General features: G+C 51.7%; 7 protein-coding genes. 4 read left to right on the top strand and 3 right to left on the bottom strand.

What is annotated here, in order from left to right:
• Positions 1–345: 345 nt before the first annotated feature.
• Both ABRS97_RS13740 and ABRS97_RS13735 read right to left on the bottom strand, forming a co-directional pair.
• Positions 346–1377, bottom strand: a complete 1032-nt coding sequence (locus ABRS97_RS13740) for an anthranilate phosphoribosyltransferase (protein WP_367814706.1) — start codon at positions 1375–1377, stop codon at positions 346–348.
• Complete coding sequence (locus ABRS97_RS13735; protein WP_367814704.1) at positions 1374–2024, bottom strand: ANTAR domain-containing response regulator; 651 nt, start codon at positions 2022–2024, stop codon at positions 1374–1376. The genes ABRS97_RS13740 and ABRS97_RS13735 overlap by 4 nt, the downstream gene beginning before the upstream one ends.
• A 473-nt stretch (positions 2025–2497) precedes the next feature.
• Here ABRS97_RS13735 and ABRS97_RS13730 point away from each other — a divergent pair, with 473 nt between their 5' ends.
• The 4 genes from ABRS97_RS13730 to ABRS97_RS13715 all read left to right on the top strand — a co-directional run bounded on the left by ABRS97_RS13730 (position 2498) and on the right by ABRS97_RS13715 (position 8915).
• Positions 2498–3736, top strand: a complete 1239-nt coding sequence (locus ABRS97_RS13730; RefSeq protein WP_367814702.1) for a nitrate/nitrite transporter — start codon at positions 2498–2500, stop codon at positions 3734–3736.
• 245 nt (positions 3737–3981) lie between these two features.
• Positions 3982–6402, top strand: coding sequence for a nitrite reductase large subunit NirB (gene nirB, locus ABRS97_RS13725; RefSeq protein ID WP_367814700.1), 2421 nt, complete (start codon positions 3982–3984; stop codon positions 6400–6402).
• A 32-nt stretch (positions 6403–6434) separates the two neighbouring features.
• Positions 6435–6785 carry a nitrite reductase small subunit NirD gene (nirD, locus tag ABRS97_RS13720; RefSeq protein WP_367814698.1) on the top strand — a complete coding sequence of 117 codons (351 nt, stop codon included), beginning with the start codon at positions 6435–6437 and terminating at the stop codon, positions 6783–6785.
• Between the two features lie 30 nt (positions 6786–6815).
• Entirely contained in the window at positions 6816–8915 is a 2100-nt protein-coding gene (locus tag ABRS97_RS13715; protein WP_367814697.1) for a molybdopterin oxidoreductase family protein, read from the top strand.
• Between the two features lie 101 nt (positions 8916–9016).
• Here the strand turns inward: ABRS97_RS13715 and ABRS97_RS13710 are convergent, their stop codons facing one another.
• Positions 9017–13447, bottom strand: a complete 4431-nt coding sequence (locus ABRS97_RS13710; protein ID WP_367814695.1) for a DEAD/DEAH box helicase — start codon at positions 13445–13447, stop codon at positions 9017–9019.
• Between the last annotated feature and the right edge of the window lie 255 nt (positions 13448–13702).

Genomic DNA, 13702 nt, shown 5'->3' with positions numbered 1-13702 from the left:
CAAGGCTCTAACAAGCGAAAGGCAATCTCGCTTGTTAGAGCCTTTATGGCGCTTACGCGGAGCGGGTAAGCGCCCGGAGACCCGTGTAAGGCCTGAACAGGGCCTTACAAGTTTCAAGGCTCTAACAAGCGAAAGGCAATCTCGCTTGTTAGAGCCTTTATGGCGCTTACGCGGAGCAGCAAGCGCCCGGAGACCGGTGTAAGGCCTGAACAGGGCCTTACAAGTAAAGAGGCTCCAACAAGCGAAAGGCAATCTCGCTTGTTAGAGCCTTTATGGCGCTTACGCGGAGCGGGCAAGCGCCCCGAGGCCCGTGTAAGGCCTAAAAAGGGCCTTACACGGAGCGCCCTACTTCGTAGACACCGGCTTGATCGCTTCCGTCCATTCCGTGAATTTCTGCATAGCTGTTCCTTGCTCAATGGCATGACGAGCCATATAGATGCCTTCTTCGATGGAGCCTGCCTTCTGGGAGACCCATAAGCGAACAGCGCTGTTGAGAAGCACCATATTCAGGTAAGGCAATTCAGCGGTGCCGCGGAGCACGGCCAGCGCCGTTTCTCCTTGGAGCTGTGCCGTCCACTCAACCTCAGGCACTTCGACCATCATCTCATACAGCTCTGGATCGACGATGAACAATTCACTGACCTTGTCGCGAATCACATAAGTTCTCGTCCGTTTTTCCACGGATAGATCCTCGGAGCCTTCCATGCCTTGCACAACGATCCCGTGCGAAACGCCTAAATCGATGAGCAGATTCGTAATTTTCTCAAACACGGTGCCATGAAATACACCGACCGCCATATAAGGCGCTTCGGTGAAGCGAAGCAGCTTCTCTGCGGTGTTGAACACGGTGCGCAGCCCGAGTTCCTGGCGCAGCCCGCGCAGCTCTCCGAGCGGAGCGCACCAGCTTTCCGTCGGCGTAAACAGGAAGCCTGTTCGCGCCGCGGCAGAAATGAGCGCTTCACGCGAAGCTTGCAGCGCAGGCACCTTCAACGCTTCGAGCACGTCCGTGAGCGTAATGCCCCATTTGGGGGGCATGCTTGGACTGCCGTGAAGCGTTGCAGGAAGTCCGCATGCGGCGAGCACGAATGCGGTTGGAAGCGTCGCGATGAACGTGCGGCCGCGTCCATCATAAGGGCCGGCACAGTCGATGCTGCCTGGCACGGGATATGTGGTGATGCGTGTGCGCAGCGCATCAATGAAAGCTTTCAATTCTTCCGACGATTCCATCTTAACGCGTTCAGCAACCAGAAAAGCGCCGGTCTGAGCAGGTGTAGATGTTCCATTTAATATCCATTCAGCCGCTTGGAAGGCTTCTTCATAAGAAAGATCTCTCGCGCCGCGTTTTCCGCGTCCCACTTCTTTTAAAAGGGATATCATCGTTTTCGGCCTCCTTTATTCTCATCCTGCAGTAATTGATACACCTTGACGATGGAGGTGGCGACATCTACCATCCGTTTACGTTCATTCATCGCCTGCTTGCGGAGGAAGTCGTATGCTTCCGCCTCAGAAATATGCTTGATTTCACTTAAAATGCGTTTTGCCTGATCAATCCATTTTCGCTCCTCCAGCTTAGATAACAGCTGCTCACGTTCCTGCTCCCATTCCGTCCGTTGAAAGTAATGATTGACTCCGAGCAGCAAAGCGCAATGAATTTCCAGAGGACTCATCTTTGAGCCGATCAATCCATCGATGCCGGAATCGATTTTACATTCGTTGCTTGGAAAGGTGAGCGGATCGCACCACCAAAACATGGGAAGACTGCGGTGAGCGAGTACGCGGGCGCGCCATGGCTCCACTTGATCCGGGCTTACGGATAAAAGGACGGCATCTGCTTTAGGAATAATGAAAGAAATTTCTTTCGCATGGCTTGCAGCATAGACGCGGAACCCCATGTCTTTCAGGATGGATTCGGGTTTCGTCGTCTTGGCGGCATTTGCAGAGTTCGGCTTTTGCGCCGGCGAGGTGGAGGAGGTCAATGGGCGAGTTCGTTCGAACTCGTCGATCAGTATAAAGGTTTGTAACATGACGATACCTCCATCATCATTAAACTTAACTTATTCATGTAATGTATATGTTAGGTTATTGCTATATATTTAATGATATATACGGCATTACTATAGCATATGGATTCAAATTTTGTCGATATATAATAGGAAGAGTTCATAATAAAATTATTTATGTTATGTTTATTGACGTGAACAAAAAGTCGTACTATAATAACGATATGAACGAACACAATGGTGTGTTCATCAACGAAGGCAATGGCGCCTATCCCTTACAAGTATGTAATTGGATAGGCTTTTATGTTCAAATGATGGTATTTAATCTAACATGCAGATCACAGTGAAGTGACTGCAGTGGCAATGAGGCCGATCAAGCAATCCGCATTTACGCGGTTTATGTTTGTCGGTCTTTTTTTGCTGGGGTTCAGTCATTCAAGTAATCGGGTAGGTAAAAAAAGAAGGCGAAAAAGCCTCGCACAAAGGAGAGGGAACACATGGTTGATCGGAAAAGTTTTTTGCAAAGTGGTCACAAGGGGTCGCTGCTAAGTGCATTTTTGTATTTTGACATGAGCTTTATGATTTGGGTTATGTTGGGCCCGCTCGCTGTACTGATTGCCAAGGATTTTGAACTGGATGCTGCGCAAAAAGCAAATCTGGTCGCATTGCCTGCTCTGGGAGGTTCCATTCTCCGGCTCGTGCTTGGTTACTTGACTGACCGAATCGGACCGCGCAAAACGGCGATCATTGGCATGATCTTAACAGTCGTTCCTTTAATCTTCGGCTGGAAAGTGGCGAATTCTCTCAATGATATGTACTTTGTTGCTTTGATGCTGGGGATCGCCGGAGCTAGCTTCGCCGCCGCGCTGCCATTGGCAAGCCGCTGGTATCCGCCGGAGTACCAAGGTTTAGCGCTCGGGATTGCCGGTGCGGGAAATAGCGGTACGATCTTTGCTACCTTGTTTGCGAATCGTCTGGCTCAGCATTATGGCAGTTGGCATGTGGTGTTCGGCTTGGCGCTCATTCCATTAGTCATTGTATTCCTCTTCTTCATTTTCACGGCGAAAGACAGCCCTTCTCAACCGGCGCCCGCAAAGCTGGCGGATTACGGTCGAGTGCTTAAGCAAAAAGATACTTGGGTGTTCTGTTTGTTATACATGGTGACCTTCGGAGGATTCTCCGGTATGGCTAACTACTTAACGATTTTCTTCAATACGCAGTATAAATTAAGTCCGGTTGCAGCTGCTGATTTCGCGACCATCTGCATCATTGCAGGAAGTTTCTTCCGTCCGGTAGGCGGCTGGCTTTCTGATAAAATGGGCGGCTTACGCATGCTGATGACTTTGTATGGCGTAATCGGCTTGATGCTTGCGGCCGTATCTTCACTGCCAGGCTTAGGTATGACAACAGTGCTCCTCTTTATTGGCATGATGTGCATGGGGATGGGTAATGGCGCAGTGTTCCAGCTCGTGCCTCAGCGCTTCAGCAATGAAGTTGGCATGATAACGGGCATCGTTGGGGCAGCTGGTGGACTGGGCGGTTACTTCTTGCCCAAAATTCTCGGTAACATGAAACTTTCTACGGGCTCATTCACACCAGGCTTTCTGATTCTCAGCGGTATCGCCATCTTCTGTTTGCTGGTCATTACGGTTGTGCAAGGGAAATGGAAACGCTCATGGATCGGTGAAGGCGGCAAAGTAAAAACGGCTGCACCTTTGGATAGCGCGCACGCTTAGATGTTTCACGCGGGTTGCCGGTCAGATTGAATGGGCCGGCAGCCTGAATATAAAGTAAAAGCTTTGCGCATGCAGCCTGCGAGTCCAGACGATCAGGCTGTATGCGCAAAGACGTTTACGTTGTATTCGTCTTTGATCGTTCAGATTGAACGACTCAAGCTCCATATCCCAACTTTTGTCGTCTGGGAGCGCGTGCTCCCGGGTGACCTTTTTTTCAAGATTGAACCATAGAAAGGGAGATTGTAATGACACACAAGGAAAAGCTCGTATTAATCGGAAACGGAATGGCTGGCGTGAATGCCGTTGAACATCTGCTGAAACTGGCTCCTGATAAATATGAGGTTACGATTTTCGGCAGCGAACCGCATCCGAACTACAACCGAATCCTGTTGTCCTACGTGCTCGCCGGAGATTCCAAAGTAGAGGATATCGTCATTCATCCTTATGAATGGTATGAAAGCAATGGCATTACATTGCACACGAATCACACTGTAACTCAAATCGATACAACCGCCCAAACGGTAACAAGCGATAAAGGGCTGACGGTTTCTTACGATAAATTGTTGATTGCGACAGGTTCTAATCCATTCATGATTCCTTTGCCGGGCGTGGATAAAGAAGGCGTTATGGCGTATCGAACGATTCGTGATTGCGAAATTATGATGGAATCGGCGAAGAAGTACAAGAAAGCGATTGTCATTGGCGGCGGTCTGCTTGGACTTGAAGCGGCGAGGGGCTTTCTGAACTTAGGCATGCAAGTCGATGTCGTCCACATCGTAGACACGATTATGGAGCGCCAGCTTGACCGTCAGGCTTCGAAAATGCTGCAAGCTGCGCTTGAAGAGCAGGGGATCAACTTCCTTCTCGAAAAGCAGTCCGCCGAAATCGTTGGCGACAAGCGAGTAAAAGGTTTGAAGTTCAAAGACGGTAGCGTTGCTGAAGCTGATTTGATCGTCATGGCTGTAGGTATCCGACCGAATGTCGAGCTCGCGAAAAATGCGGGTCTTGAGTGTAATCCAGGGATCATCGTGAATGACTATTTGCAAACGAGTATCCCGAATGTGTACGCCGTAGGCGAATGCGCGATGCACCGTGGCATCGCTTATGGTCTCGTGGCTCCGCTTTATGAGCAAGGCGCGGTGCTTGCAAAACATTTGGCAGGCGTTGAAACGGGCCCTTATGAAGGTTCAGTTGTCTATACGAAGCTCAAAGTATCCGGCGTTGACGTGTTCTCAGGCGGCCAGTTCATGGATGCCGAAGGTACGAAAGCCATTCGCGTACACGATGAATTTTCCGGCATTTATAAGAAAGTTGTGATTAAAGACAACAAAATCATCGGCGCCGTTCTGTTCGGGGACACAGCCGACGGTACGCGTTTAATGCAAATGATTCGTGAAGAAACGGACATTAGCGGCATGGGCAAGACGGCGATCCTGACGGATTCTTCCGGCGGTGGCGGCGCAGCTTCCGGTGTGGCTGATATGAAGGACGACGCGATTATTTGCGGCTGTAACGGGGTAACGAAAGGAACGATCTGTTCGGCCATCCGTGAGCAAGGCTTGACCACTGTGGAAGAAGTAAAAAACTGCACGACGGCATCCCGTTCTTGTGGCGGCTGCAAACCGCTTGTCAGCGATTTGTTGGCTTACACGCTCGGCGATTCTTATGATAAGAACGCTGCGAAGGAAACCATTTGCGGTTGCACAGATCATACACGCGATGAAGTGGTAACGGCGATTCGCGAAAAGGGGCTATCCCACGTTCGTGAAGTCATGCACGTGCTCGGCTGGAAAAACGAAGAAGGCTGCTCGAAGTGTCGTCCTGCACTGAACTACTACTTAGGGATGGTTAGCCCTGAAACTTATAAGGATGACAGCACATCACGCTTCGTCAATGAGCGTATGCATGCGAACATTCAGAAAGACGGCACCTATTCGGTCGTTCCGCGTATGTATGGCGGCGTGACCAGCCCGAAGGATTTGAAGCGGATTGCCGAAGTGGCGGAACAATTCAATGTTCCAACAGTGAAGCTTACAGGCGGACAACGCATCGACTTGCTTGGCGTGAAAAAAGAAGATTTGACCGCGATGTGGGAAGCGCTCGATATGCCGTCTGGATATGCCTACGGTAAAGCGCTCCGTACCGTGAAAACTTGTGTAGGCGAAACCTTCTGCCGATTCGGCACAGGAGACGCCATGGGTGTCGGGATTCAATTGGAGAAACGGTTTGAACGGCTCAATACACCGGCAAAAGTGAAAATGGCGGTATCCGGTTGTCCGCGGAACTGTGCGGAATCCGGCATTAAAGATCTTGGCGTTGTTTCCGTCGATGGCGGATGGGAGTTGTATGCTGGCGGTAACGGCGGTGTGAAGGTACGCGTTGGCGACCTGCTGGCAACCGTTAAAACCGAAGAGGAGATCATCGAGTACACAGAAGCGTATCTGCAATATTACCGCGAGACCGGTAAGTATGGCGAACGTACAAGCGAGTGGGTACACAGACTCGGTATCGAGCATGTTCGTGAAGTCGTTCTGAATGAGGATCAACGCAAAGAGCTGTGCGCAAGAATGGATGTGACTCTGTCGGTCACGCAAGATCCGTGGAGAGCAGCTATCGATAGCAAAAAAATTCGCCAAGATTTATACGAAGTGGTTGAACTTAAATAGAAAAAGCATTTTTCCGTTGGGAGGAGACAAGTATGGCCGTACAAGAAGAACAAATGGTTTGGGTGCAAGCCGTAGCCTATGATGAGCTGGCTGTGAATACAGGGAAAACAATTCGATATAAAGGTGAAGAAGTGGCGCTCTTCAAGTTAAGCAGCGGCAAGCTTCAAGCGATTCAGAACCGCTGCCCGCACAAGGAAGGCGTTTTGGCGGAAGGCATCGTCTGCGACGATCACATTTTTTGTCCGCTCCATGATCGTAAAATTCATCTTCCTTCGGGTTTGGTGCAAGCGCCTGATACAGGGTGTGTGAAGACGTATTCGACAAAAGTTCAAGAGGGAAGCGTGTATATTGGGTTCCCAATAACTGGCGATTTGGCCAGCTAATCTGCTTAAAGTGAGTGGGGGTGAGGTGCGATGAAAGCAGCGCTGACAACGATGGAGATGACCTCGTCCCACTGCTGCTTCTGCAGCATGCAGTGCGGGCTTACACTCCAACCGAATGAAAAGGGCCCGGGACTCACTATCAAGCCAAGCCAATCATTTCCTGTGGCGACAGGCCGTCTCTGTCAGAAGGGACTGAACTCGCTGGAGCACGTTATTCATCCCGAGCGGATTACGGAGCCCTTGCACAGAGCGTACGGTGACTCTCAGGGTTGGCATGATGTAACATGGGGTCATGCGCTTAAGGATATTGCTGATAAAATTAAAAGGCTGCAAGCGAAGCATGGCAACGATGCTGTCGGCGTATACGGCGGCGGATCGTTAACGAACGAAGTGAGCTACCTGCTTGGTAAATTTACACGTGTAGCTTTACGTTCTAAATATATTGATTACAATGGACGTTACTGTATGTCGTCTGCCGCAGCGGCAAGCAATCAGGCTTTTGGGCTCGACCGGGGAATGACGATGCCTCTTTCGGAAATACCGAATGCCAAATACATCATTTTGGCTGGCACTAATATTGCGGAATGCCAGCCAACGATGATGCCTTATTTGCTCGAAGCGAAGAAAAACGGCGCGGTGATCGTCACCATCGATCCTCGCAACACCATGACCTCGAAGGTAGCGGATATTCATGTGCGGCTCCAGCCTGGTTTTGATTCTGTTTTTGTGAATGGACTCTTGCATGTCATTATTGAAGAAAAGCTGTTTGCAGAATCTTTTGTCAGAGATCGGACGCATGGGCTTGAACAGGTGAAGGAAGCGGTACGTTCCTTTACGCCATCAAGAGTAGAAGAGATTACAGGCGTTCTGGAAGGTGTTGTTCGCACGGTTGCGCGCGGCTTCGCCAAAGCGGAGACGGGAATTGTACTTACGGCACGAGGTCTGGAGCAGCAAATAAACGGCGTAGAGAACACGCTGAACTATATTAATTTAACACTTCTCACTGGCAAAATAGGGCGCAAAGGCTGCGGTTACGGAGCCGTAACCGGTCAAGCGAACGGCCAAGGCGGGCGAGAACATGGACAAAAGGCCGATCAATTGCCAGGCTACCGCCTGATTGAGGATCCGGCCGCACGCGAACATGTAGCCGGGGTATGGGGCATCCATCCCGATGAGCTTCCTGGGAAAGGCGTTTCGGCTTACGAACTGTTGCAAAAAGTCGATGAAGGCGAGATTAAGGCCTTGATTGTGTTGGGCTCTAATCCGCTTGTTTCAAGCCCGAACAGTCAAATGGTGGAACGGGCTTTGCAGAAGTTGGAACTGCTTGTCGTGGTGGATATGTTTGAGACGGAAACAGCCAAATACGCGCACTATTTGCTGCCAGGCTCTTCCTTCCTTGAAGCGGAAGGCACCTTAACCAACCTGGAGGGCAGGGTGTTCCATCGCGGTAAAGCGCTGGAGCTTCCCGGCAATGCCAAGCTGGATTATCACATCATTTGTGAATTGGCTGCAGAACTTGGGCGCGGTGCGTATTTTCAATATAACGGCATTGAAGATGTGTTTGCTGAACTTGCACGCGCATCTGCCGGTGGCAAGGCGGATTACAGCGGCATTACGTATGACCGGCTCAAAGCGGAGAAGGGGCTTTTCTGGCCGTGTCCTTCGAATGAGCATCCCGGAAGTCCGCAGTTGTTTAAGGAATCCTTTTATCATGCGGATGGTAAAGCAAAGCTGTTTGGCATTACGCCCAAAATGCCTGCTGAGCCCATTGATACGGATTATCCCTATGTGCTTACCACGGGGCGGTTAGGCAACCATTATTTAAGCGGTGCTCAAACCCGGCGTACGGAAGGTCTGAATAAGAAAGCGCCCGTACCTGTGGCGGAAATACATCCATGGCTAGCCGGTCGGATTGGCCTAGGCATTGATGATCAAATTCGGATCACCAGCCGTCGCGGTTCGCTTGTTTTTCAAGTTAAAGTGACGGAGGGCATTCAACCGCGAACCGTATTTGTCCCTTTTCATTGGGGGGAAGAACTCTCGGTTAATAAGCTGACGATTGATGCGCTGGATCCGACAAGCCGAATGCCAGAATTCAAAATTTGCGCAGTTAAGGTGGAACGTGCTTAAGCAAAGTGAACATAAATGAGCATCCTGAGGCCGAATTGGCCGGATGCCCGTTTATTGACACTAAACCTCACGAGTTTCATGTTGACTGTCCGTTCATCGTTTTATTGGAGTTGGCTGGGCCAGAGCACGAAGCTGGCGCGGTCTTTTTCGGCTCCAAGCAGCTTTAAATACTCTTGTTCAGGCGCTTCTGCAATACGAACTCCGTTCCAGCTGTCGATAACAATTTTGCGCAGCTGATTTTGCTTTAAAAATAAGCGGAACATGCTTTTCAACTCCAGGGCGATCAGCTCTTTCGGGTTTTCTTCCTGGCTTTGTGTTTGATGGATAGGGTAGATGCGCTTCCCGTTATTTTCAATCCAGTACAGCCATTGGTTGCCGCGAAAGGCTAAGAAATTGCCGCTTTTACGGGAAAACGAAATGCCTGGGACTTCCAGCCAAGGAACAAGCGAACCAAATGGGTTCGCCGGATCTACCGCATTTAGCAGAGAGATGTGATGGGCATGCTGCTTCAAAGCTGATGAAGGGCCATCCGTTTGAAGGGCTGAATGTTGGTGAAGTATCGCAACGAAATCCTTCGTAGCAAATTGCAGATAAGGCACATCCGTTATAAATAATCCGCGTACAACAAGACCCCACTCCTCTAATTGTTTAAGTGCTGCGAAAATGGAATCCCATGGGAATGGGCACATTGCAGCTACAAGCTCCTTCGTGATGATCCCAAAACGTTCCAACAAATGATGCGTCCACGCAACAGATGAGGCCGCCTTGTCGAAGGCAGGGCTTAGCATGGAATCGAGCGAATACCAACGGCCAAGTCCGGATTGAAATTTTTCGGGCTTTTTCGAAGTGCCCTGCGCATGTAAGCGTAGCGGCGCGAATTGGTCGTTCGCTGCACGTCCGTCCCACACTAACTGAAGAAGTTCATCCAGCAGCACCGAAGGGGCTCTGCCTGTTTCAAGGCCAAGCTTGCTTAGGAAGCTGGCGCCTTTATGTTGAAGTACGCTCAGAAGCTCGGGCTGCGAGACGGGTTTGTTCTGAACAGCGGCAAGGCATGGCTCAAATAGCAGGTTGCTTTCGGCTAGGAAGAAAGCGATCTTTCCCTCTTTCTCCTCAGGGTCCTTACGGCCGATCCACAGAATCTCTCCGGACGAACATAGAAGGTCCAGTTCCTGCTTGCGGTAAGCGGGCTGTCTTGTCGGAAAGAGGACAGACTCCCAGAGAGAAACAGGAAGGAAGAGCCCTTGCAGGTCACGGATGACTTCGCGAAGCGCTTCGATCCCTGTTTGCTCGGAATGCTCCGTTAGCTTGCGCCATAAAGGCATGTGCTGCAAAAATGTAAATGGCGAAACTCCTTGTCCATTGCGCCGATAGGATTGGAGCGATAGACGAATCAATCGGGAAGCGACCTTGGAGCTCGTCCACAGTTCTTCGACCTCAGGATCGGCAAAAGGAGCAGTTGCGATGGAGCCTGATGCTATAGCTGCTGCAATCCAAGAGGCAGCGAATTCTCGGGGAATATCATACCGTGCAGCCAGTTCGTCAGTTGTAAAAGAAAGCTTCCCATCGGCAAATCGTTGAAAAACGAACGTTTGCGAGATGGAAGAGTCCGAAAGAGAGCTATAGAACTCAAGTTCTTCGCTGCAAAAGAACCGGGTTTCGTTCAACCACGTTATGCTCGTAATGAATGATTTTTTCGTGAGCACTTCAATCCAACTATCAACCTGAGGGGCAGCGTTTGCACTCGCCTGACGCAGCTCTTCGGCGGAGGCATCTCCGCGTTCTTTCAAATAACGGTGAAGCTCCTCGGCTGATGCCAGGGGAGCTTCCCGTCTCGCCAGCTTGCTCTCTTCATCGGCAATGACTTGCGGATTAATCGCGTTGCGGATGGATTCCGCACCGAACACATCGGCTGCCATTTGACGGCTGAATCCAAGCAGCTCGACCTGCAAATCTTGAGAAAGCGCGTCGGACTCATAGATCCTTTGATGCACATAATCGGATTGGAACTGAGCTGCTAGTGGTGAAGGGAAATGATTGCGATGCACGGCGAACTGCATGGTGCCGTCAGCCAAGGCATCCAGAACTTCTTGGAGATGCTGGAGGTCGACTTGGTCTTCCAGGCATTCGCGCATCGCTTCTTGAAATAAAGGAAATCGTTCCCTGAAGGGGAGGGCTTCCTTGAGAAGCTCCTGCCCCCGGAGCCTTTTTTTCCAGGCAGGCATCCGGGTAAAGCTTCTCGATAACAGGAGTGATGTTTCTGCAAGCCTCTGGAAAGCTGCGCTGAACATACCGGATGCGGCGACGCCGTCAATGACGTATTGTTCGGCCTGTTTGAAGGTTAAGGACATGATTTTATGTAAAATAGCTTCATTATATACCGGGAAAATCAGCTCGATGCCGTTATCTTTGGCATTCGTATAAATGGCTGAGTGACCGTACCCCTTCAAAGCGAGGTCAATCGCGATCAGCCATGTCCGGTTGAACTTTCGTCCCAATAAGCTGTGCAGCACATAGTGAGTCTGACTGTTTTCGTCTGCAAAGGTTTCGATGACAATCGTTGTGTCCGTCGGTACTGTGTTAACGGCGATTTGATTGCGAACGAGCGCAATGAGGCTTTCACTGGCTTCGGCATCAAAACCATAGGTGCTCATTAACCATGCTTGGACGTGAAGATTGGCTTGTGATCGAGCCTCGGAGGAAGCGATCAGGGAGTGATCGTCTGACTGCATGTGCAAGCGATCGCGGAGCTCCCGCCATATGTTTCCGGTTTGCACGCCAAGCTCAAACGATTTGCCGCCCGATTCCCCTCGCCAGAAGGGGATTTCGCTGTAACGATTGTCGGCTTCGCGGACATAGATCCGTTCCGGACGCATGCGGACGATTCGCCAGGAAGCCGTTCCAAGCTGGAACACGTCGCCTATGGACGATTCGTGAATGAATTCTTCATCAAGCTCGCCGAGATGAAGCCCGGTTTCATGGTGATGCACGGGGTACGCCGTGCTTTGCGGGATAGTGCCTGCGCCGATAAGCGCAGCCATCTGCGTGGCCGCCAAAGGCAGCAGGCGGCCTGTTTCGCGGTCCCATTCGATAAGGGGACGCACGAAGGGGTAAAAGCCTGCGAGCACGTCGAGCATGGCGAGCCACTGCTCGCGAGGCAATCCGCGGTAGCTGTCGCTCTGCGCGAGCAGCCGCTCCAGGCTCGCGACATCCAGACCGTCGTCCATGGCTGCCATGGCGACGATCTGCTGCGCCAGCACATCGAGGCTCCCCCGCGGAATGCGGATGGCCTCGATGTCGCGCGCTGCGATGCGCCTGCTGAGCACGGCCAGCTCCGGCAGCAGGCTGCGGCTGCGCGCAAGCAGGACGCCGCGGCTGGTGCTGCCGACGGCGTGGCCGGCACGGCCGATGCGCTGGATGCCGGCGGCCGCAGTGAACGGCGAGTCGATCTGGACGACCAGATCGACATGCCCGACGTCGATGCCGAGCTCAAGCGACGACGTGGCCACGAGGCAGCGAAGCTCACCGGCCTTCAGCATGCGCTCGACTTCGAGCCGCTTCTCGCGGGCGACACTGCCGTGGTGGCTCCGCGCGATCTCGTGCCCGACGTGATCGTTCAACCGCAAGGTCAACCGCTCGCAAAGCCTGCGGCTGTTTGCGAATAGAAGTGTTGTAGCGCTTCCTTCCATAAGCTGCAGCAGTTTTTCCACAAGGGGCGTCCATACCGCCTCCTTGTCTGCCCCCGCCCGCGCAGGTTCCGGCATCGTCACCTGCAGCTCATAGCGTTTGTCAGCGCTGCTCTCGACAATCGCTACCTCGCGCGGCTGATCACCGTCCCAGCCGCCAAGATAAAGCGCAACGCGCTGGATTGGCTTTTGCGTTGCCGAAACGCCGATCCGCTGCACGGATCGGCCGCACCACGCAGTCAGCCGCTCCAGCGTGAGCGACAAGTGCATGCCGCGCTTGTCCGCTGCCAGATCGTGGATCTCATCGACGATGATTCGCTCCACGCTTTTCAGCATACCTCTCGCGCGCGGCGAGGTCAGAAGCAAGTATAGCGACTCCGGCGTCGTCACCAGAATATCCGGCGGCTGCCTAAGCATCGATGCCCGCGTACTTTGCGTTGTGTCGCCGGTCCGCACACCGACCGTGAGACCTGGCCAGCCCGCTGTTCGCGCGGAGGATGTGGCAAGCTCATCGATCTCCGCCATGAAATGCAGCAAATGATCATGAATATCGTTATTCAACGCCTTAAGCGGTGTCACGACCAGTACTCGGACTCCGGCTTCACTGGCTTCCTGAGTTATCTTCATTTTGGCAATGCTATCCATGCACGGCAATAAAGCTGCTAACGTTTTCCCTGAACCGGTGGGTGAAGAAATAAGCGTGTGCGCACCAGAAGCAATGTGCCGCCATGCTTGTTTCTGAACATCGGTAGGTTCTCCGAAGCGGGAGCTGAACCATGTCTCCAAAATCGGATGAAAATCGTATGGCTGAAGCGGATTGCCTGTCATTTCACGCACTTCCTTACTCACATTTTCTTCCAACATAGCATAATGAGCCTTTACCCGCCAGCGTCGTTAAATAAAAAGAAAAATGACGCGCAAAACTGAGATCAGTTTGCACGTCATTTTTCATGAATGCTTGGTAAATATGTAGAGCGCTTGCCTGGAGGAGGAAAGGCGCTGATTACCGGAGTTGATTCGTAAGTTAAGTATAGCACCAGTCCGCTTGGGCTCATAGAGTCTGGAGACAGGGGGTTAGTGGGTTGGATGGATCATTGTTCCATT

This window comes from Paenibacillus tabacirhizosphaerae (assembly GCF_040812395.1).
GTDB lineage: Bacteria > Bacillota > Bacilli > Paenibacillales > NBRC-103111 > Paenibacillus_E.
The sequence above is the reverse complement of the archived record's forward strand: the minus strand, read 5'-3'. Positions and strand labels throughout refer to the sequence as shown.

Coding starts and splice junctions, on each gene's coding strand:
- ABRS97_RS13740 (WP_367814706.1), bottom strand. CDS start 1,377: ATGATATCCCTTTTAAAAGAAGTGGGACGCGGAAAACGCGGCGCGAGA.
- ABRS97_RS13735 (WP_367814704.1), bottom strand. CDS start 2,024: ATGTTACAAACCTTTATACTGATCGACGAGTTCGAACGAACTCGCCCA.
- ABRS97_RS13730 (WP_367814702.1), top strand. CDS start 2,498: ATGGTTGATCGGAAAAGTTTTTTGCAAAGTGGTCACAAGGGGTCGCTG.
- nirB (WP_367814700.1), top strand. CDS start 3,982: ATGACACACAAGGAAAAGCTCGTATTAATCGGAAACGGAATGGCTGGC.
- nirD (WP_367814698.1), top strand. CDS start 6,435: ATGGCCGTACAAGAAGAACAAATGGTTTGGGTGCAAGCCGTAGCCTAT.
- ABRS97_RS13715 (WP_367814697.1), top strand. CDS start 6,816: ATGAAAGCAGCGCTGACAACGATGGAGATGACCTCGTCCCACTGCTGC.